This is a genomic window from Listeria sp. SHR_NRA_18 (assembly GCF_003856515.1).
GTDB lineage: Bacteria > Bacillota > Bacilli > Lactobacillales > Listeriaceae > Listeria_A > Listeria_A newyorkensis.
In genome coordinates, this window is record NZ_QPKR01000001.1 from 345,625 (window position 1) to 365,743 (window position 20,119).

The 20,119-nt window shown below is 43.0% G+C and carries 18 protein-coding genes and 1 pseudogene; 5 read left to right on the forward strand and 14 right to left on the reverse strand.

The features are described from left to right. Window positions 1-24 precede the first annotated feature (24 nt). On the reverse strand, window positions 25-2,307 hold the full coding sequence (locus DUK53_RS01765) for a DNA translocase FtsK (RefSeq protein WP_036131460.1): 2,283 nt from the start codon (window positions 2,305-2,307) through the stop codon (window positions 25-27). Between the two features lie 151 nt (window positions 2,308-2,458). Continuing rightward, window positions 2,459-3,331 carry a YitT family protein gene (locus DUK53_RS01770; protein WP_373862711.1) on the reverse strand — a complete coding sequence of 291 codons (873 nt, stop codon included), beginning with the start codon at window positions 3,329-3,331 and terminating at the stop codon, window positions 2,459-2,461. Window positions 3,332-3,595: 264 nt separating this feature from the next. Here DUK53_RS01770 and trhO point away from each other — a divergent pair, with 264 nt between their 5' ends. After that, window positions 3,596-4,555 carry an oxygen-dependent tRNA uridine(34) hydroxylase TrhO gene (gene trhO, locus DUK53_RS01775; protein WP_036131153.1) on the forward strand — a complete coding sequence of 320 codons (960 nt, stop codon included), beginning with the start codon at window positions 3,596-3,598 and terminating at the stop codon, window positions 4,553-4,555. Window positions 4,556-4,887: 332 nt separating this feature from the next. Here trhO and DUK53_RS01780 read toward each other — a convergent pair whose 3' ends face one another. From DUK53_RS01780 to DUK53_RS01790, 3 genes are all read right to left on the reverse strand, one after another. After that, a complete protein-coding gene (locus DUK53_RS01780) occupies window positions 4,888-5,991 on the reverse strand; it encodes an IS110 family RNA-guided transposase (protein WP_201740709.1) in 1,104 nt (367 codons plus the stop codon). Window positions 5,992-6,267: 276 nt separating this feature from the next. After that, complete coding sequence (gene fni, locus DUK53_RS01785; protein ID WP_036131151.1) at window positions 6,268-7,323, reverse strand: type 2 isopentenyl-diphosphate Delta-isomerase; 1,056 nt, start codon at window positions 7,321-7,323, stop codon at window positions 6,268-6,270. A 37-nt stretch (window positions 7,324-7,360) separates the two neighbouring features. Next, a complete protein-coding gene (locus tag DUK53_RS01790; protein ID WP_036131148.1) occupies window positions 7,361-7,723 on the reverse strand; it encodes a DUF1033 family protein in 363 nt (120 codons plus the stop codon). Window positions 7,724-7,887: 164 nt separating this feature from the next. Here DUK53_RS01790 and DUK53_RS01795 point away from each other — a divergent pair, with 164 nt between their 5' ends. From DUK53_RS01795 to yidC, 3 genes are all read left to right on the forward strand, one after another. After that, window positions 7,888-8,169, forward strand: a complete 282-nt coding sequence (locus DUK53_RS01795; RefSeq protein WP_036094009.1) for an acylphosphatase — start codon at window positions 7,888-7,890, stop codon at window positions 8,167-8,169. Between the two features lie 75 nt (window positions 8,170-8,244). Continuing rightward, window positions 8,245-8,523: a hypothetical protein gene (locus tag DUK53_RS01800; RefSeq protein ID WP_036094008.1), complete on the forward strand. Its 279-nt coding sequence runs from the start codon at window positions 8,245-8,247 to the stop codon at window positions 8,521-8,523. Between the two features lie 44 nt (window positions 8,524-8,567). Beyond that, on the forward strand, window positions 8,568-9,392 hold the full coding sequence (gene yidC, locus DUK53_RS01805) for a membrane protein insertase YidC (RefSeq protein WP_036131144.1): 825 nt from the start codon (window positions 8,568-8,570) through the stop codon (window positions 9,390-9,392). A 57-nt stretch (window positions 9,393-9,449) separates the two neighbouring features. On the opposite strand, the gene DUK53_RS01810 is transcribed toward yidC, so the two are convergent. From DUK53_RS01810 to DUK53_RS01825, 4 genes are all read right to left on the reverse strand, one after another. Beyond that, entirely contained in the window at window positions 9,450-10,937 is a 1,488-nt protein-coding gene (locus DUK53_RS01810) for a HAMP domain-containing sensor histidine kinase (RefSeq protein WP_036131141.1), read from the reverse strand. Continuing rightward, window positions 10,934-11,617, reverse strand: coding sequence for a response regulator transcription factor (locus DUK53_RS01815; RefSeq protein WP_036078578.1), 684 nt, complete (start codon window positions 11,615-11,617; stop codon window positions 10,934-10,936). The genes DUK53_RS01810 and DUK53_RS01815 overlap by 4 nt, the downstream gene beginning before the upstream one ends. A gap of 468 nt (window positions 11,618-12,085) precedes the next feature. Then, on the reverse strand, window positions 12,086-13,504 hold the full coding sequence (gene gndA / locus DUK53_RS01820) for an NADP-dependent phosphogluconate dehydrogenase (protein ID WP_036094000.1): 1,419 nt from the start codon (window positions 13,502-13,504) through the stop codon (window positions 12,086-12,088). A 130-nt stretch (window positions 13,505-13,634) separates the two neighbouring features. After that, a complete protein-coding gene (locus tag DUK53_RS01825) occupies window positions 13,635-14,720 on the reverse strand; it encodes a M20/M25/M40 family metallo-hydrolase (protein ID WP_036131138.1) in 1,086 nt (361 codons plus the stop codon). A gap of 127 nt (window positions 14,721-14,847) precedes the next feature. Here DUK53_RS01825 and prli42 point away from each other — a divergent pair, with 127 nt between their 5' ends. Then, window positions 14,848-14,943: a stressosome-associated protein Prli42 gene (gene prli42 / locus DUK53_RS01830; protein ID WP_077913806.1), complete on the forward strand. Its 96-nt coding sequence runs from the start codon at window positions 14,848-14,850 to the stop codon at window positions 14,941-14,943. 429 nt (window positions 14,944-15,372) lie between these two features. Here the strand turns inward: prli42 and DUK53_RS18065 are convergent, their stop codons facing one another. The 5 genes and pseudogenes from DUK53_RS18065 to lpdA form a co-directional block, all read right to left on the reverse strand. Continuing rightward, a complete protein-coding gene (locus DUK53_RS18065; protein WP_390176037.1) occupies window positions 15,373-16,089 on the reverse strand; it encodes a dihydrolipoamide acetyltransferase family protein in 717 nt (238 codons plus the stop codon). A gap of 63 nt (window positions 16,090-16,152) precedes the next feature. Continuing rightward, window positions 16,153-16,629 (reverse strand): annotated as a pseudogene (locus tag DUK53_RS18070) (biotin/lipoyl-containing protein); the annotation flags it as partial. 15 nt (window positions 16,630-16,644) lie between these two features. Continuing rightward, window positions 16,645-17,628: an alpha-ketoacid dehydrogenase subunit beta gene (locus tag DUK53_RS01840; RefSeq protein ID WP_036131132.1), complete on the reverse strand. Its 984-nt coding sequence runs from the start codon at window positions 17,626-17,628 to the stop codon at window positions 16,645-16,647. A gap of 57 nt (window positions 17,629-17,685) precedes the next feature. Beyond that, entirely contained in the window at window positions 17,686-18,672 is a 987-nt protein-coding gene (locus tag DUK53_RS01845) for a thiamine pyrophosphate-dependent dehydrogenase E1 component subunit alpha (RefSeq protein ID WP_036131128.1), read from the reverse strand. A 22-nt stretch (window positions 18,673-18,694) separates the two neighbouring features. Beyond that, entirely contained in the window at window positions 18,695-20,119 is a 1,425-nt protein-coding gene (lpdA, locus tag DUK53_RS01850; protein WP_036131127.1) for a dihydrolipoyl dehydrogenase, read from the reverse strand.

Consider the following 20,119-nt stretch of genomic DNA (forward strand, 5'->3'; position numbering starts at 1 on the left):
GTCCTGCGTCTTTTATTTTAGAAATTATTCTTCGTATTCTGGCATATCCCCAATGTTCACACGGCGTGGCTTACTGCCTTCATGCGGACCGACAACACCGCGTTGTTCCATCTCATCAATGATGCGGGCTGCGCGGTTATAGCCGATTCTGAATTTACGTTGTAGCATGGAGACTGACGCGGTTTGCATTTCGCGCACCAGTTCTACGGCTTCGTTATAGAGTTCGTCTTCTGCTTCTACTGCAACATCTGGAACTTCATCAGGAATCATATCTTCGTTATACTGCGCTTTTTGTTGGGCAACGACGAAAGATACGATATCTTCTACTTCTTGATCTGACAAAAACGCGCCCTGAATCCGTACAGGCTTGCTAGCGCCGACAGGAAGGAATAGCATATCCCCGCGTCCAAGCAGTTTTTCCGCACCTCCCATGTCTAAAATCGTACGGGAGTCAATGGAACTTGATACGGCAAACGCGATTCGTGATGGAATGTTTGCTTTGATAACGCCGGTAATGACGTCAACAGATGGACGTTGTGTTGCGATGATTAAGTGAATACCTGCTGCACGCGCCATCTGTGCCAAACGTGTAATCGCATCTTCCACATCGTTGGACGCAACCATCATTAAGTCTGCCAACTCATCGACAATGACGACGATAAACGGTAATTCGGCTTGCTTGGCTTCGTTTTGCTCATTATGTTGACGGACATGTGCGTTGTAACCGGCCATGTTTCGTGTTCCTGTATGTGAAAATAAATCGTAACGCCGCTCCATTTCTGAAACTACTTTTTGGAGGGCTTGTGCGGCTTTTTTAGGATTGGTGACAACCGGCGCGAGCAAATGCGGAATGCCGTTGTACACATTTAATTCAACCATTTTTGGATCGATCATCATCATTTTCACTTCATGTGGCTTGGCGCGTAGTAATATGCTGGTAATGATGCCATTGATACATACTGATTTCCCGCTTCCTGTAGCGCCTGCAACGAGTAAATGGGGCATTTTATCGAGATTGGCTACAATGGCGTCTCCCGAAATATCGCGCCCTAAAGCAATCTGTAATTTCTCATCTGGGCGGTCGCTCGGGTTGTTTTCCAACACTTCACGCAATGCGACCATGGCTACTGTTTGATTCGCTACTTCGATACCGATGGCTGATTTACCTGGAATCGGTGCTTCGATTCGGATATCTTTTGCGGCGAGCGCGAGGGCAATATCATCGCTTAGTCCGACAATTTTGCTTACTTTCACGCCGACAGATGGCTGGACTTCATATTTTGTTACCGCGGGACCTAGATGCACCTGTGTTATTTTGGCTTTGACGCCAAAACTTTCGAACGTCGATTCCAGCTTCTGTGCGTTCGCTTTAATTTGGTCGTACTCTTCGCTTTGATCGGTCGGTTCTGCTGGTGTTAATAAATCGATTGGCGGTAATTGATAAATTTCATTTTCAAATGATTCTTGCTGAAAAGTAATTGGTGCTACCTCTTCGTCTGGTTTCAATTCCGCCGCTTTCTTCTCTACTTCTTGTTTTTTCTGGAAATTGGAGATGATCGGTGGTAATTTTGGCTCGACTTTTTCTTCTACAACGTCAAGAATTGGCTCTGCTTCTATGACCGGTTTTTGCTTCGGTTTAGGTTTCGTCACTTTTTTTGGTTTTGGTTTGCGATTTTTGCGGTCCTCAAAGAACTGATTTAGTTTGTCGAATACGCCGTGAAGGAAAGTTGCGATTTTTGTAAACGCGGTTTTTAGTGGGATGCCTGTTAGTAAAGATAAACCATATAATACCAAAATTGTGGCGATGATGTTCGTGCCAATGCGATCCACTAAAAAATATGTAATGGCTACAATCCCTGATCCGATAATTCCTCCGCCGACTTGGTCAATCTGACTCGGATGCCATATGTTCTGACTCAAAAGTTTCCACATCGAGCCAAATACGGTGGCTCCATCTGCGAGCACATGCGTGACGTACCACATCTCAAAAAATGTTAATAGGCCGATGAAAATAAGATAACAGCCGTTTAAACGTTTCGTGAACAGATTTGGGAACTTCCCTTTAAAAACAAAATAAATGCCTAAAATGGCTAATCCTGTGAGAAGAATGATAGCTAATTCACCGGCAATGAATTCGCCTAGCGCATAGACTAATCGGCCAATAAAGCCGAGCTGAAATAAGCCGATCATGCTAAGTCCAGCTAAAATAACGCCACTTATCTCAAAGGAGTAAGATTTTGCTGTTTGCTTCTTTTTTCGCGTCGCTTTTTTTGAGCGAGACGGTTTTTTCTTTGTTTGATTTGCCAAATTCCCCACCCTATCCTCTTTTTCGCTTTTCGTATTCTAGCATTATAGCATAGAACGAGAAGATATTCCTCCAACTTTAGTACGAAATACGAAAATATGTTCTTGTTTTTGCATGAAAAAGATGCTCCCAGATCGAGAACATCTACATTCGTTATAAGTGCGGCGTTTTCTTATTCATCATTTTTCCGCCGCGAACTTCCGACATGTTGTTTCCGACCGCAAGAAAGGCGTTAGGATCAATGTCGTCCAGTATAGAAATCAGCTTAGGTTCTTCAAAGCGAGAGATAATAACGAAAACTACTTTTTTTATGTCACCAGAATATCCACCAGACGCATCGATGTATGTTACGCCTTTGCCAAGCTGGTCAATGATTTCTGCACCAATTTTTTCGTAATGATGGCTGATAATAAAAGCACTTTTCGATTCGTCTAAACCGCTAATGACAATATCGATAACTTTATAGGCTAAAAAATACGTAATCAGGGAATACATTGCGCGATCCCAGTTGAAAACGAGCCCAGCTACTAGGAAAATCACAATATTGATGGCCATAATGATTTGTCCTGTCGAAAATGGTGTTTTGCCATTAATAATAATCGAGACAATTTCTGTGCCATCGAGCGCACCGCCGTTTCGAATGACGATACCAACGCCAAGTCCGAGCGTAACACCGCCAAACACGGTTGCGAGCAGTAAATCATCTGTCACCGGTTCTAAATCATGCAATACGAGTGTAACTGCTGACATAACTGCGATTCCATATAGTGTGAAAAGTGCAAAACTCTTGCCTATTTTACGATATCCGATAATGAAGAACGGGATATTTAGTATAAACATTAAAACTCCCAGTGGCGCCGGCGTTAATTGTGAAATAATGATGGAAATCCCTACAATCCCACCGTCGAGGATACGATTATTTACTAAAAATAGCTCTAGACCAACCCCCATTAAAATAGCGCCGAGTGTGATGAATAATATTTTGTAGATGAACCATTTTGTTTTATTCCGCTTTTTTGCGAACACATCTTGAACGACTGTTTCTTCTAATGTTGTTTCTCCTGACTGCAATACGAACCACTCCCATACTCTCAAGTTCTCTTTTTTACTACTATAAATTATATCATACAATGCTGGTGGGTTAAATAATTATTTCATATTTTGAACTATTTTCATGTCGAATTATCCCGTTAGTCCTTGCACAATTAGCCATAAATATAGTATCATAGACAATGCGCAAACAAGGAAATTCACTTTTCCAATAAAAAATTAATTAAGGGTGGTTAGAACATGAGCAGCTATCAAGTGTTGTTATATTACAAATACACAACGATTGATAATCCTGAACAATTCGCAGCCGAACATCTCGCTATGTGCAAGGAAATCGGTCTTAAAGGACGGATTTTAGTGGCAGAGGAAGGCATTAATGGCACGGTTTCAGGAACTATAGAGGAAACGGAGAAATATATCGAAGTCATGCATGCAGACGCACGTTTTGCTGATATGGTATTCAAAATTGACGCGGCAGACAAACACGCATTCCAAAAAATGCACGTACGTCCGCGCCCAGAAATTGTTTCCCTTTCCCTCGAGAATGACGTCAATCCTTTAGAAATTACAGGGAATTATATGGAGCCAGAAGAGTTCCGTGAAGCCCTGAAAGATGAAAATACAGTGATTTTAGATGCTCGAAACGACTATGAATTTGACCTTGGTCACTTCCGTGGTGCGATTCGTCCAGATATTGAAACATTCCGCGACCTGCCAGAATGGGTGGAGGAAAACCGGGAGATGTTTGAAGATAAGAAAATAGTAACCTATTGTACGGGTGGTATCCGTTGTGAGAAATTCTCTGGTTGGTTGAAAACAGCTGGTTTCGAGGATGTTTCGCAATTACACGGTGGTATCGCGACATACGGTAAAGACGAGACAGTAAAAGGCGATCTTTGGGACGGTATGATGTACGTATTCGATGAGCGTATTGCTGTGCCGATTAATCGTGTGGATCATACGATTGTTGGTAAGGATTACTTTGATGGTACCCCTTGCGAACGTTATATCAACTGTGCGAATCCATATTGTAACAAGCAAATTCTTGCGTCTGAAGAGAACGAGGAGAAATATTTACGCAGTTGTTCGCACACATGTCGGACGCATCCTGCCAATCTATATGTGAAAAAACATGCGCTTAGTCCAGAAGATTTGGAAGCGCGTATAGCGGGACTTGAAACACCGATGACTGCTAAATAATTGAAAAGAGGAGTTGTTACCGTTATTAGTAGCGACTCCTCTTCTTTATGAGCTTGGGAGATAACCCAGATAAATCGGCGACAAGCGCTCGATTAGTGTCAAGCAAAACTTTTCGTCTTACCCCCAAAAAAATGGGTGAGGCGATTTCACTTTATATTGAGTTTTTATACGAAAACTATCCGTAAAAATGCAAAAAAAGGCTTACGCCCTTATGTATCAACAAACAGAAAAAATTTTAAATATCGCTTATTATTGTGCCTGTAAAGATTTTGGTAAAGCTCCTTTCTGCTTTAAGTAATGTTCTCCAAATTCTATATAGCGGGAGTTATCTTTTAATAATCGATAAATAATGCGAAGTAATAAATGCGCGGTAGCAATAATCGCTTTCTTAGGCCCTTTATATTTAGCCATGCGCCAGAAAAAGGCTTTGATGCGATATCCTTTCCACGACTAAGAGCAAGCGCTGCTTGCGTTAAGACTTTCTTTAAATACGCATTCCCTTTGCGAATACGTGCATTGTAGTTCTTCCCTGCACTTTCATGATTACCAGGTGCTAGACCTGCCCATGAAGCCAAATGTTTGGAAGAAGGAAACGTAGACATATCCAACCCGATTTCAGCCAAGATTACAGAAGCTGTAGTCACATTAATTCCAGGGATTTCGTCTAAAGTAACTACTAATTCATCATGAGGTACTAATGCATCATGGATTGCTTTTTCTATAGTCTTTATTTGTTCTGTAATGAAATCAATCTTATCCAGATGTATTTGTAACAGAAATCGATGATGCTTTCGCACAAACCCTTGGAGAGCTTCTATTAAATCAGGTACTTTTTTCTTTAATGAAGTATACACTAACTTTTCTACCTCTTCTAGAGTTAGAACTTCGCCATTCACAATAGCGTCCAAAAGATTCCTACCAGATGCGCCATAAATATCACGTATATAAGTGGTTAGTTTGATACCTGCATGTTGTAATACTTTATGCGCTCGGTTTTTCTCTTTGGTTAGATCCTCTGTCAAATGTTTTCGGTGACGCGTAAGATCACGTAAATCTTGAATAGGTTCCGGCGGAACAAAGCTAGGTGGAACCAAGCCGACACGAGTGAGTTTAGCAATCCACTCCGCATCTTTCATATCCGTTTTTCTGCCGGGGACATTTTTAATCATACGTGGATTAGCGAGAATCAACTCGAAATCATCTTGTAGAATATGCCAGACGGGTTTCCAATAAACACCTGTACTTTCCATGGAAATAACGGTACAATGGTGACTTTTTAGCCAATCATGCATTTGTAGTAAACCATTGGTTGTAGAAGCGAAGCTTTCTATAAATTTTTTTGGCCGTGTTCCTTTGGAAGGACTCGTTAAGACACAAGCTACCATTATCTTTTGATGAATATCGATGCCTGCACAACTATCAACAAGTATATCCATATTAAATTCCTCCTTGCAAAATAGTGAAGAAATAAGTTATCATGTTCATAGAAAATCTTTATTTTTATACGCATGCTTGAAAGCATAATGAATGGTGCAAATGAACATGACAGTTCAGTTTGTCCCGCGAGGTTTTGGAGAACCTCAATAACTCATCGACCTGCAACTTATTCCTCTATCTTTATTATGATAGAAAAACAGTTGTAAGTCGATGAGTTTTTTCATTATGATTGGTGTCAGCGAAAGCTGACATGGGAGTTTGTCCCAGCCCCTTCTTTATGTGCGGTTAGCAAGGTGATCGATATGGACGTGTCTTAGCGTCGCAAAATCGTGCAGTTCGCCTTGAATAAGCAATGATTTCCGTGTTAGTTCTGATACGGATTTGGCTCCTAGTAGTGTCATGACGCTTTTTAGTTCGCTTTTCCATGCCAGCAACATGTGGATGGTTTGCTCCACATCTGTTTTTTTCAATTGATGTAATACAGCGCCTGCAACGCCTACCGATTTAGCTCCAAGCGCGAGGCATTTCACAATATCGAGTGGTGTTTTAATGCCGCCAGATGCCAGAATTTCGACGGAACTATTTTGACAATCGAGTAGTGATTCAGCGGTTGTAAAGCCCCAATCTTCCAGGAACTGATACGCTTCGTCTCGCCTGCGATCTGTTTCGATTTTTGCGAAATTAGTTCCTCCTTTGCCGCCGATATCAATGGTCTTTGCGCCGGTATTTTGCAGTTGCTCCATCAGTTCTCGACTCATTCCAAAGCCGACTTCTTTCACGATGACAGGGAATTCTTGGATGGCAACGATTTTTTCAATCGCGCGTAACCAGTTTGAAAAATCACGATCGCCCTCTCGCATCACCAATTCCTGCGCGACATTGATATGTAGTTGCAAAGCGTTCGCGCCAAGCATATCAACGGCTTTGCGGGCATTATCCACCGAACTATCCGCGCTCAAATTTGCAAAAATGGGACCATCTGGATTTTCTGTTCGGACAATGCTATATGTACTGATGAGATCGGCGTCATGAAGCGCTGCTGATTGCGAACCGACCGCCATCGCTAAACCAGTCTCACGCGCAATAATTGCCAGTTTTTGATTGAGTTGCTTCGTTCGGGCACTCCCACCGGTCATCGCATTAATGTAAAACGGCACATCAAATGTCTGTTCCGCGAAATGAGTCTGTAGTGACACGTCTTCTTTATGAAAATTAGGCAGGCTTTGCGGCGCGAATCGAATATCCTGAAACGCGGTCGCATCAGCATTATACTGTCCATAAGCAAGCGTGATATGCTCATCTTTACGCCGTGACCGCTGTTGCTCCTCCATTTTAGTAACCCCCTTCCATCAAAAAAACACCTAAAATTCAGGCGTCCTTTGACAAATTTAGTTTCTCTTCCAAAGAAAAATAGGTTGCCAGTTCGTCTGGTGTTGGTTCATATACGCGTTCATCGGCGAACAAAATGAGTCCGTGAAACGTCTGAATATCATCGTCACATTCCTCGCAATATTGTGTCTCATCCTCCGACCACGTTGCTAGTAAAACATTTTTTTTAACTGCTTTATTCGGGTAATTCGCCATCAGTTCTTGAGCTAGCGCCTGGTATTGAAGCATCGCATCGTTTTTCTCTGTATACACAAACGATGATTCGATATCCTTTTGCCAGTCTTCGAAAAACCACCAAGGCTCGTATTCCCCTTTTGTCACAATGACTTGAAATTTCGCCATCTTCCAACACCTTACTTTCATTCACTTCATAATATGTAAAACTATTATAGCACAAGGCATGTGAAACTAACCGTAACTTGCTTTTGGCTAGGTTATTTTTTGAAAAACGCGAGAAAAAAAGGTACACTAGGGGTACTAATAAAAAAGGATAGGTGATTAGACTTATGGCTCGAAAAACCGTCATTATGCGCGTAACTGGAATGGTTCAAGGCGTTGGCTTCCGCTATACGACAAAGCATTTGGCTTACAAGATGAATATCAGCGGTATCGTCAAAAATTTACAAGATGGCTCCGTTGAAATCCAAGCGATTGCCGAAGAGGATGATTTAGAAAAATTCATAGAGGCGGTCAAAAAAGGCCCGTCTCCAGCTGCGCGAATTGGGGAAGTGTATATTTATAAGGACGCTCCTGTCGAAGAACGTAAGACTTTTGATATTGAATACTGATAAAGCTTGTTTTTCCGCTTGATTTCACTTATAGTTAAGGCTGTACTTATTTCAAATTGGAAGGAGTGACTGCGTGTGTTTGAAACTTTAATCCAGATGGTGCTTGGCCCAGAGTACATCTCGTTATATGTGACCTTTTTCATGACGATGGCTGTGTTTCGATATTGGCCGGTTTTAGCGATGGTGAAGCCTACGATGGTATTGCATACGAAACATCTGTGCATCACGCCACTTCCTGTGATTCATTGGAAGCCTGCTGAAACGCACCGAGCTAGCTTTATTATCGTGTGGCTCGTCCAAGCAATCACGCGTTTTTCAAATACAGACGATGAATATTCTTTGTCTTTTTCCTAATACGATATACAAAATGAACATAACTTTTAGGAGGAAATGAGACATTGAAAAAGAAAAATATATTATTACTTATCATGATTGCAGCGTTATTTTTTGCGTTGGCGGGTTGTAGCATGGACCCTTCTCAAAATACGGATGGTTTTTTCTACGTTTATCTGATTAGGCCGTTTACGACCGTGATTGAATGGATTGCTTCGTTATTTGGTGGGAATTACGGCATTGCAATTATCGTGACGACATTGGCGATTCGTGCCTTGATTATGCCACTAAACTTGCGTACTGCTAAAGCGCAGATGGGTATGCAGTCCAAAATGGCGGTTGCCAAACCAGAAATCGACGAAATCCAAGCACGACTAAAAAGAGCAACAACCAAAGAAGAACAGCAAAAAATTCAGCAAGAAATGGCGGCTGTCTATTCCAAATATAATATCAATCCGCTGCAAATGGGTTGTTTACCACTTCTGATTCAAATGCCGATTTTGATGGCGTTCTATTACGCGATTCGTGGTTCTTCGGATATCGCGCATCACGAATTTCTCTGGTTCAGCTTAGGTAGCCCAGATATGATTATGGCCATTATTGCCGGCGCCGTCTATTTATTACAATATTTTATCTCTCTCATCGGCTACACACCGGAGCAGAAAAAACAAATGAAGATTATGGGGCTCATTTCGCCAGTCATGATTCTCTTCGTCTCTCTCTCCGCTCCAGCAGCCCTTGCGCTATACTGGGCGGTCGGCGGACTTTTCCTAGCAGGCCAAACACTCCTAACGAAAAAACTATACATGAAAAAACATCCAGAAGTGGAAATGATGGAAAAAGAAGAAAAAGAAATCGAGCAATTAGAACACGAGCAAAACAAAAAATAATACGAAAAGACGTTTCCGCTACTCTTTCCTAAGAGTTTTGGAAACGTCTTTTTTTTGCTATTCTGCTTTATCCTCATTTTGTTCGATTAGTGGGAGTGCAATGGTGATGGTTGTACCAACATTATCCTCACTCTCGGCATGAATGGAGCCAAGATAGCCACTGACCAGTTCTTTCGCAATCGCAAGTCCTAGACCGTTGCCGCCAACTTCACGACTACGCGCTTTATCCACACGGTAGAAACGATTAAAAATCTTATCAATTTCATCTGCTGAAATGCCGACGCCGTAATCTTTAATAGAGACTTTAATTTTATCTGTCTCTTTATAGACGTGCATATCGACTTGTTTGCCGTCACCAGAATATTTCACCGCATTATCAGCAATAATAATCAAAATCTGTTCTAAGTGATTGTGCTGAATCATGGCGTGAAGGTTCTTATCATCTTCGGCCAAAGTAAATGTGAAATCTTCGTACATGACTTCAAAATTACGTCTCACCTGCTCGACAACATCATTGACGCACACAAGCTGTAGTTCTTTTGTTTGTGAAATTTGCTCTGCTCGCGATAGGTCAAGCATTTCCTGCACGAGTTTCTTCATGCGTTCCAGCTCGGTTAACGAAGCATTAAGCGATTCGTCCAGCACTTCGGGATCATCTTTACCCCAGCGATTCAGTAGTTTTAAATGACCTTCCATGATTTGTACTGGCGTTCGTAATTCATGCGAGGCGTCTTCCACAAACTGTTTCTGTTGCTCAAAGCTACGTTCGATTTGTACCATCATATCATTGAATACGATAGTCAACTCACCAATTTCATCTTTTGTGATGACGGTTGGCTCGATGCGTTTCTGGAAGCCGTTATTGCGAATATCGTTCATTGTTTTTGCCATTTTTGTTAGTGGATTTAAGAAATTTTGTGCGAGTAGATAGCCAAGCATACCACTAATAAACAAGGCTACAGCGCCAAGTAAGAACATCGTTGCGAGTAATTTACCCATCATACTGTTGTAGGATGTCATTGGATTCACAACTTGGATGTATCCGATAATACTGGAGTTATCGATTTTATTGATTATTGGAATTTGATACATGACCATTTGTTGCCCTTGCACGGTCGGCTTAGACAGCGCTGGAGTTGGTTGTTTCACCAGGTAGCTACTATAATCATTTTTTGCGTAGGCTTTATTATTATTCTGCCCCGCGGTGTACTGTTCAATCAGATTCCCATCTTTGTCGTAAAAAACAAGCACTTGGTCCTCCAAGCGTGATCGCAATTCTATATTATCCTTCACGATGGGGCCGATTTTTTCACTCGTAATGTTTTCGGATGCACCAGTTAAGTCGGCCGTATAAATCGCGTCAGATGCCGCATAGGCCGCTGATTTCACGGTGTCATCCTTCTCGTCTAGAAGCATGCTGCCGATACCTTGATAAATGGCAAAAGAGAATAAGAAAAACGTTAAAAATATAGCAGCACTTGCGCCAAATGTCCATTTAAATTTCAGTGATCGGCTTTTTAAAGAAAATGTGTTTGGTGTGGTCATGTACGCATCACATACCCCGTGCCACGCACTGTTTGGATGTAACTCTCGTCATCATTTTTATTATCGATTTTGTTACGTAAATATCGCACGTACACATCCACGACATTCGTCTCGACTTCGGTTTCATAGCCCCATACTTTGTTTAAAAGTACTTCACGCGTCAACACGATGTTTATGTTCTCCATCAAGGTCAACAATAATTCGTATTCGCGCTTCGTCAAATCGATAATATCTTCACCACGCTTCACGATGCGGCTTTCCTTCTCGACAACGATGTCACGGTATTCCAATGTGGTTTGCTTTGTCTCGTTCTCGCTCGTTTCAATGCGGCGTAATAAAGCACGAAGCCGCGCCAACAATTCCTCAATAGCAAACGGTTTTACAATATAATCATCCGCGCCATGATCCAGGCCAGAAACGCGGTCAATAACGGAATCACGCGCGGTAATCATGATAATCGGTGTTTCTTTAACTTGGCGAACGCGTCTACAAACCTCCACACCATTCAGTTGCGGCAGCATTAAATCAAGTAGGATCGCATCCCATTCTTCCGTGATTGCAAGCTCTAAGCCAGCTCGACCATCATTGGCAACCGCAGTCTCGTAACCTTCATGTTGTAACTCCAGTTCTATGAAGCGAGCTAAATTCTTTTCATCTTCTACAATAAGTATTCTATTCATCAACTATCCCCACCTTCAAAAACCAGATATCTTCCTATTACCATTGTAACTAAAATCGCGGTAAAAACAACTAATAACAGTCTGTATAGGCAATTTCTATGTATAAATTCATAAAATAGCGTGTTTTCACATCGCTTTGTTATGTTGGTGTGAAAAATAATAAAAAACGGTGGTTTATCTCTATGTTCTGAGATAAACCACCGTTTTTTTAGAGGGCGTCGTGTTTGGCGCCTTCGGATCCGGCTTTGTTGTGGCTCTTATGAGGCATTGCTTGCCGATTTAGAGCCTCAATACGAGTGCGAACAGAGTGAGTATTCGCTCCTTGCACTGCATCATGACCTGCGCCTCCGGATCCGGCTTCAACGGCCAGACCCTCGAAATTTTCGTGGCCTCCGCAAAAGTCAGAAGAGGACTTTTACTGCGGCCCCTAACAAATTTTTTCGGGACTAACGGGCCGTTTCAGCACTTCTATTCATCAATCTCCGGCCATTCTGTATGGAACGTCCCTGCTTTATCTACGCGTTCGTATGTGTGTGCGCCGAAGTAGTCGCGTTGGGCTTGGATTAGGTTGGCGGATAGTACTTCTGAGCGGTAGCTATCGTAATAACTAATTGCTGCCGTGAATGTTGGTACTGGAATTCCTGCTTTCACAGATTCAGCTACTACTTCACGCAATGCGTCTTGGTAGTTATGCGCAATATCCTTGAAATATGGATCTAACAACAAGTTATTTAAATTCTTATCGTTATTGTACGCGTCTGTGATTTTTTGTAGGAAACGAGCGCGGATAATACAACCTGCGCGGAAAATTTTCGCGATTTCGCCGTATTGTAGATCCCATTCGTATTCGTCTGACGCGGCTTTCATTTGTGCAAAGCCTTGTGCGTAGGACGCGATTTTACTGAAATATAGTGCGCGGCGTACAGATTCTACGAAGGCTTTTTTGTCTCCGTTGAATGAGTAGTTGCTTGGACCGCTTAAAACGGTACTTGCATGTACGCGCTCTTCTTTTAACGCAGAAATGTAACGTGCGAATACGGATTCTGTGATAAGAGAAAGCGGTACACCAAGGTCTAGAGCGCTTTGACTTGTCCATTTACCCGTTCCTTTTTGCCCTGCTTTATCAAGAATAACATCAACAATCGGCTTACCTGTCTCAGGGTCTTTTGTCTTCACGATGTTTTTCGTGATTTGGATTAAGTAACTATCGAGTTCGCCGTCATTCCATTCTGTGAACACGTCAGCAAGCTCGTCATTCGTTAAGCCACCGATTTGTTTTAGAATCGTGTAAGCTTCTGCGATAAGTTGCATGTCGCCGTACTCAATGCCGTTATGCACCATTTTCACATAGTGTCCAGCGCCATCAGGGCCGATGTAAGTCACACAAGGTTCGCCGTCCGCTACAGCCGCAATCTCTTGCAAAATTGGAGCGACTAAATCATAGGCTTTGCGTTGACCACCAGGCATAATAGAAGGTCCTTTTAACGCGCCTTCTTCCCCACCAGAAACACCAGTTCCGATAAAATTAAAACCTTCTTCGCTTAGCGTTTTGTTGCGGCGAATCGTATCTTTAAAGAACGTATTCCCACCATCAATCAAAATATCGCCTTGGCTTAGGAAAGGTTTGACTGCATCAATCATCATATCCGTTGCCGCGCCTGCTTGTACCATTAATAGAATACGACGAGGCACTTCGATGGAGTTCACAAACTCCTCTAAGTTATACGTAGGAACCAATTTTTTGTCGCTATGTTCTTCTGCGACTGCTTTCGTTTTTTCGCTAGAGCGGTTAAAAATCGAGACACTGTAACCACGACTTTCGATATTTAAGGCCAAGTTGCGACCCATTACGCCCATTCCGATAACGCCAATTTCTTGTTTTGCCATTTTTCACATTCGTCCCTTCTCATTCGAGTCATTCGTTATAATGAATGCTGCCATTTTCTCAACACTAATAACTATATCAAAACTTTGGCGCTACGGCAACGAAACAAACCCGAATTTAGCGAATTTATTGTCAGTTTGCCGTCGTTTTTATAATTTCCAGAACGAGTTTGGTGAGTTTTTCAAGTTCTGCAACCGCGATTCGTTCGCTTGTCGTATGCGGATTTTCAAAGCCTGCCGCCAGAACTAGAAACGGTATACCACGATCGTTGAACACATTTGCATCCGTGCCTCCTTCGAGCTGAAGCGATTTTTTAGGAATTCGGAGTTTTTGCATGGCATCAGATGCTATCTCGCAGACATGGCTCGTTTCTGGAAGGCTGAAATGGTGGTAGCTCATATGCGTCACATCTTGCACATCGGCCTTATATGTAACGCCTGTTTCAATGAATATTTGCTTAATTTGCTCGACAAACGGCAAACAATTTTCAAGTGGGAAATCCGCAGAGAACTCCGACAGAATCGTCACTTTTTCGTTCCCGTTTTCTAAAACCTCCCCACCGAAATGATACACTTGCCACGTAATCCCAGTATCTAGCGTGAAGTTTTGGCGAATTTTCTTCATCGCATCACGAGCAATTTGGATGGCTGATTTTTCGTGAGGAACACCGACTTCGATCCAAAAATCTAGTTGCAGATGTGTTTTGCTGGTCCGAATCATTCCACCGACTGCGCCTGGAGCGTCTAGACAATAGCCATATGCGGCGTCAACGAGATCGAGATCGAATAGTTTCGCGCCAGTCAGGCCTTCTTCTTCCTTCGTTGTAAAAATAAATTCGACTTGTCCGTGCGGCTCGTCACTTTGAGCAAGTGTTTCTGCGACGGCAAGCATGGCGGCGACTCCCGTCTTATCATCAGCGCCTAGGATAGCACGGTTTGCTGTTTCGACATATCCGTTTGTGATAATGACTTCTGGTAGAACAGACGATGTGGTGGTATCTAAGTGCGCAGAAAATGCGATGACTGGGACTTGTTCCATGGCTTTATTCGTTGCTGGAAATGTTGCAACAAGGCCTGATTGCTGTTTGCTAAGTTTCACGGGCATGCCGAGCTCCTTAAAGAAGGTTTGGATGTAGGTCATAATTTCCTGTTCTTGACCGGAATGGGACGGAATCGCTACCAACTCTAGAAAAAGGTCTTGTACATTATTTTGTGTCATTTTATTCACCTCCGTCTGGCTTCTTGAAAAATATTAACTAATTCCTACTAATTTCACTTGAAATTCTCACAAAAAGTAAGTATGATAGAGATATCGAGATTTTATTTGGAAGGAGCCGTCTCATTTTATGTCTAACAAAAAAGTTGCTAAAGTTATCGTTATTTTGATGCTTGTTGCGATTGTAGCCTCTTCTGTTTTAACAGGGGTATTGATGTTCCTATAATTGGTGATTGAATATGCGATTTTTAGAGACCACATGATTATGTGGTTTTTTTGTTGTATGCGCAGATATTCGTTTGATGGATTGATTGTTCGCTTTCTGGCCTTCGCTTATATTGGGGCTGTAGAGCAATTTGTCATAACTGTCGAGAAGGTTTAACCGCTCGCTTATATTGTGGTGATAACTCACTTTGTTCATAACAGCCAGGAAGGATTAACTGTTCGCTTTGCTCTCACTTATATTGGGGTTGTAATTCACTTCGTTCATAACAACCCCAACAAAAAAGAGCGATAGCGTATTTAAACGTACCACTCAAGACATCTAGGGAGTTTAGGGGTATGGATCTAGATGTATTATTTTTATACCCGCTGATTTTTTTGTTAAACATTGGGTATTTCAAATTGGTTTACCCCTATTTTCTCCTATTTATTTTCAGTAGATCGGTGTGTTTTCTTTGGTGATTGTTTCGATATTTTCTTTCACTTTGCTTAGGAATCTGCCTGCTACAAGACCGTCTAAGATGCGGTGGTCGATGGATAGGCAGAGATTTACCATGTTTCGAATGGCAATCATGTCGTCAATGACAACTGGGCGCTTCACAATGGATTCGACTTGCAGAATCGCTGCTTGTGGGTGATTAATAATACCCATCGATTGTACGGAACCGAATGAGCCTGTGCTGTTAACTGTGAATGTGCCGCCTGACATATCGTCTTGTGTTAGTTTTCCAGCGCGTGCTTTGGCTGCTAATTCCGTGATTTCGCGAGCGATGCCTTTAATCGATTTCTCGTCTGCATGCTTGATGACTGGTACGAAAAGGTGATTGTCGGTCGCTACGGCGATGGAAATGTTGATATCCGCGCGTTCGATGATTTTATCACCAGCCCATGTGCTATTTAAAATAGGATACTCTTTCAGCGCTTGTGCAACGGCTTTAACGAAAAACGCGAAATAAGTGAGAGAATACCCTTCTTCGGCTTTAAATTTGTTTTTTAGGGCATCACGGTGGCGCACGAGGCCTGTTGCGTCTGCTTCTACCATCATCCAAGCGTGTGGAATTTCATGTTTGCTGGATACCATGTGTTTGGCAATCGCTTTTCGAATACCGTCCACCGGGATTTCTCGATCACCGACTTGGCTTGTTGGCATTGGTGCGCTTGGATGCTGTTGTGGTGCCGTTTTCGGTGCTGCTTGTGGTTTCGGAGCTACCGGAGCGCCGTTTTCAACATAAGCAAGAACATCTTTGCGTGTAATCCGACCATCACGGCCCGTTCCACTGACATTGCCCAAATCGATGCCGTGTTCTGCTGCCAGCGTTAAGACTGCTGGTGAGAATCGACCGGTTGCAGGATTTTGTTTAGCAAGTGCTTTGTTTGGTGCGTTCGCAGGTGCTGGTTCTGATTTTTTGGCCACCTCTTCTGCCGGCGCTTCTTTAGACTCGGAGCCGCCTTCTGTTTCTATCATACAAATAACGGCGCCTACATCAAGCGTCTCGTCTTCTGCTGCAATCAGTTCTTTGATGGTTCCAGTGAAGGAAGACGGGATTTCGGCGGTTACTTTATCGGTCAATACTTCCGCTAAGGCATCGTATTTATTTACGTGGTCACCAGGTGCGACTAGCCACTGACTAATCGTACCTTCTGTTACGCTTTCACCAAGTTGCGGCATTGTAATTTTTTCAAGTGCCATTCTTTTTTCACTCCTTTAAAATTCCGCTAAATCACGCATCGCTTTTTCTACTTTGTCGGGGTTAATCATGAAATATTTCTCCATCGTTGGTGCAAAAGGCATCGCCGGTGTATCTGGTCCAGCTAGGCGCTTGATTGGCGCGTCAAGATCGAACAAGCAGTGCTCCGCGATGGTGGCAGCAACTTCGCCGATAATGCTTCCTTCTTTATTGTCCTCCGTAACAAGGAGAACTTTCCCCGTTTTCTTGGCAGCCTCGATAATTGCTTCTTTATCTAATGGATAAATCGTTCTTAAATCTAAAATTTCCGTTTCAATACCGTCGCTCGCTAATTTTTCAGCGGCTTGTTGGGCAAAATGAACGGCTAAACCGTATGTGATAACCGTTAAATCATCGCCTTCGCGAACCACATTTGCTTTGCCGATTGGCACGGTATAATCCGTATCCGGCACTTCGCCTTTAATAAGACGATACGCGCGTTTGTGCTCTAAAAATAGAACAGGATCGTTATCGCGAATCGCGGCTTTTAAAAGACCCTTCGCATCGTATGGACTCGATGGCATCACGATTTTCAAACCTGGTTGCCCGGAGAAAACTTTCTCGATCGATTGAGAATGGTAAAGCGCTCCATGTACGCCACCACCATAAGGCGCGCGAAAAACAATCGGACAGCTCCAATCATTGTTGGAACGGTAACGAATTCGTGATGCTTCCGAGATAATCTGGTTCACGGCAGGCATGATAAAATCAGCAAATTGCATTTCAGCAACGGGACGCATGCCGTACATCGCAGCACCAATCCCAACGCCAGCAATCGCAGACTCGGCGAGCGGCGTATCTAGCACGCGGTCTTCACCAAATTGGTCAAAAAGTCCAGCCGTCGCTTTAAAAACGCCGCCCTTTTTCCCGACATCTTCTCCTAAAATAAATACATTCTCATCGCGCTCCATCTCTTCACGAAGCGCAGCCGTTATGGCATCAATATATGAAATGACAGGCATTTTTATTCCTCCTAATTCGAAAGGGTCGAAACAATCGCCCTAACGTAAATAAATCGCTTATTGTTCTTCGTAAACGTGTAATAGCGCGGATTCTGGGGCGGCATAACTTGCATTTTCTGCATAGTCTGTCGCCTCATTGACCTGCGTCATCACTTCTTTTTCGAAGGCTTCTTTTTTGGCGTCATCCAGCAAGCCGAGTTCTTCCAATTCTTTCGTATAAATAGCAAGTGGATCGCGTTCTTTCGCTTTATTTACCTCTTCCAACGTACGGTAACTTCTATCGTCATCGTCTGAGGAATGTGGTGTGAAGCGGTATGTCATGGTTTCAATCAATGTTGGGCCTTCTCCACGACGAGCACGGTCTGTGGCCTCTTTGAATGCTAAGTAAACTTCTGTCATGTTATTACCGTCGACGCGAACGCCTGGGATGCCATAACCTAATGCACGATCGGATAGTTTTTCAGCCGCGTATTGTTTTTCAACTGGCACAGAAATCGCGTATTGATTGTTATGGATGACGAAGACAACAGGTAATTTATGCACACTAGCAAAATTGATACCTTCGTGGAAATCGCCTTGATTGGATGATCCTTCGCCAGTTGATGTGTAAGCAACGATTGGATCTTTCTTCATTTTAGCGGCAAGTCCGATTCCAGCTGCGTGCGGGAATTGGGTCGTTACCGGTGAACTTTGCGTGACAATACGATTTGACTTTTGACCGAAATGGGCTGGCATTTGACGTCCGCCAGAGTTCGGATCTTCTGCTTTTGCAAACGCACTGAGCATAATGTCGCGCGCGGTCATGCCGAATGATAGAACGACAGCTAAGTCGCGGTAGTACGGCAAGCAGTAATCTTTTTCTAAATCAAACGCAAAAGCAGCGCCGATTTGTGCGATTTCTTGTCCTTGTCCTGATATCGTGAACGGTATTTTTCCTGAGCGATTGAGTAGCCATAAACGCTCGTCGATACGTCGTGTTAATAGTAGTTTTTGGTACATTTCCAATAAGGTTTCATCTGATAAACCTGTTTCTCTTAATCCCATTGCCAAATTTCCTCCTTATTTGTTATCCATGAATAGCAAGGCCGTCAACTGCTAGAGCGGCTTCGCCAAATGCTTCTGCAAGTGTTGGATGTGGATGAATCGTGCTACCAATTTCAAATGGTGTCGCATCTAACACGTGTGCTAGAGCGGCTTCTGAAATCATGTCTGTCACGTGAGGTCCAATCATAAAGACACCGAGCAAATCATTTGTTTTCTTGTCAGCTACGACTTTGATAAAACCGTCTGATTCGCCGTAGACAAGCGCTTTACCGATGCCACGGAAGAAGAACTTCCCAGTTTTCACTTCAAAACCTTGTTCTTTCGCCTGTTCTTCGGTAATGCCGACGCTAGCGATTTCTGGTGAGGTATACGTACAACGCGGTACATGGTTGTAATTAATCGCGGGTTGCGGGTTTCCACTAATATCTTCAGCAGCAATAATGCCCTCTTCCATCGCGACATGCGCTAGTTGCATGCCACCGATGCAATCACCAACCGCATAAATATGACTTTCCTTCGTTTGGAAATTGCTCGCGACTTGAATCACACCTTTATCGACAATAATATCTGTGTTTTCTAAGCCGATATTTTCGACAAGCGCGCTTCTACCTACTGAAACGAATATTTTTGAAGCTGTAAACGTTTGTTCTTGCCCTTTGACAACTGCTTTTATTTCAACGCCATCTGCTGTTTTTTTGTACGTATCTGCTTGAACTTCCGCGCTAGTCACGATATTTATTTTCTTCTTTTTGTATAGTCGGTGTAATTCTTTGGAGATATCTTTGTCCTCTGTTGGTAAAATGCGATCGCTGTATTCGATGACTGTCACTTCTACGCCGAAATCGTGTAGCATCGACGCCCATTCCATGCCAATCACGCCGCCACCAACGATGATGATAGATTCTGGCAGAGTTTCCATTTGCAAAGCGCCATCAGAGGATAGGACGAATTCTTCATCGAACGGCAAACCTTTCAGCGCGCGCGGCTTAGAACCAGTTGCGATAATTAGATTTTTCGGAATGAGCATTTCGTTTTCGCTTCCATCTGCAAATTCAACCGAAATCGTGCCGGCAGTTGGTGAGAAAATCGATGGACCAAGAATCGTTCCCTTACCTTCGTACAAATCAATCTTCCCTTTTTTGAAAAGCTGCTGAATCCCGCTTTCCAATTGGTCGACGATGCCTTGTTTGCGTTCCTGTGCTTTGATAAAACTAAATGTTGGTTCAGGAGTTTCAATGCCAAATTCAGCGGCTTTTCTAACGGTTTGTAGCACTTCCGCCGAACGTAGTAGCGCTTTACTTGGGATACAACCGCGATGTAAACATGTGCCACCGAGTCTGTCTTTTTCGACAACCGCTACAGTCAATCCTTTTTGCGAGGCACGAATCGCAGCAACATAGCCACCCGTTCCACCGCCTAATACTACTACATCATACTCTTTTGCCAT

Excerpts from the sequence above, each read along its gene's own strand:
- trhO (WP_036131153.1), top strand. The coding sequence starts at position 3,596 with ATGAGCAGCTATCAAGTGTTGTTATATTACAAATACACAACGATTGAT.
- DUK53_RS01780 (WP_201740709.1), bottom strand. The coding sequence starts at position 5,991 with ATGGATATACTTGTTGATAGTTGTGCAGGCATCGATATTCATCAAAAG.
- fni (WP_036131151.1), bottom strand. The coding sequence starts at position 7,323 with ATGGAGGAGCAACAGCGGTCACGGCGTAAAGATGAGCATATCACGCTT.
- DUK53_RS01790 (WP_036131148.1), bottom strand. The coding sequence starts at position 7,723 with ATGGCGAAATTTCAAGTCATTGTGACAAAAGGGGAATACGAGCCTTGG.
- DUK53_RS01795 (WP_036094009.1), top strand. The coding sequence starts at position 7,888 with ATGGCTCGAAAAACCGTCATTATGCGCGTAACTGGAATGGTTCAAGGC.
- DUK53_RS01810 (WP_036131141.1), bottom strand. The coding sequence starts at position 10,937 with ATGACCACACCAAACACATTTTCTTTAAAAAGCCGATCACTGAAATTT.
- DUK53_RS01815 (WP_036078578.1), bottom strand. The coding sequence starts at position 11,617 with ATGAATAGAATACTTATTGTAGAAGATGAAAAGAATTTAGCTCGCTTC.
- gndA (WP_036094000.1), bottom strand. The coding sequence starts at position 13,504 with ATGGCAAAACAAGAAATTGGCGTTATCGGAATGGGCGTAATGGGTCGC.
- DUK53_RS01825 (WP_036131138.1), bottom strand. The coding sequence starts at position 14,720 with ATGACACAAAATAATGTACAAGACCTTTTTCTAGAGTTGGTAGCGATT.
- prli42 (WP_077913806.1), top strand. The coding sequence starts at position 14,848 with ATGTCTAACAAAAAAGTTGCTAAAGTTATCGTTATTTTGATGCTTGTT.
- DUK53_RS18065 (WP_390176037.1), bottom strand. The coding sequence starts at position 16,089 with ATGCCAACAAGCCAAGTCGGTGATCGAGAAATCCCGGTGGACGGTATT.
- DUK53_RS01840 (WP_036131132.1), bottom strand. The coding sequence starts at position 17,628 with ATGCCTGTCATTTCATATATTGATGCCATAACGGCTGCGCTTCGTGAA.
- DUK53_RS01845 (WP_036131128.1), bottom strand. The coding sequence starts at position 18,672 with ATGGGATTAAGAGAAACAGGTTTATCAGATGAAACCTTATTGGAAATG.
- lpdA (WP_036131127.1), bottom strand. The coding sequence starts at position 20,119 with ATGGCAAAAGAGTATGATGTAGTAGTATTAGGCGGTGGAACGGGTGGC.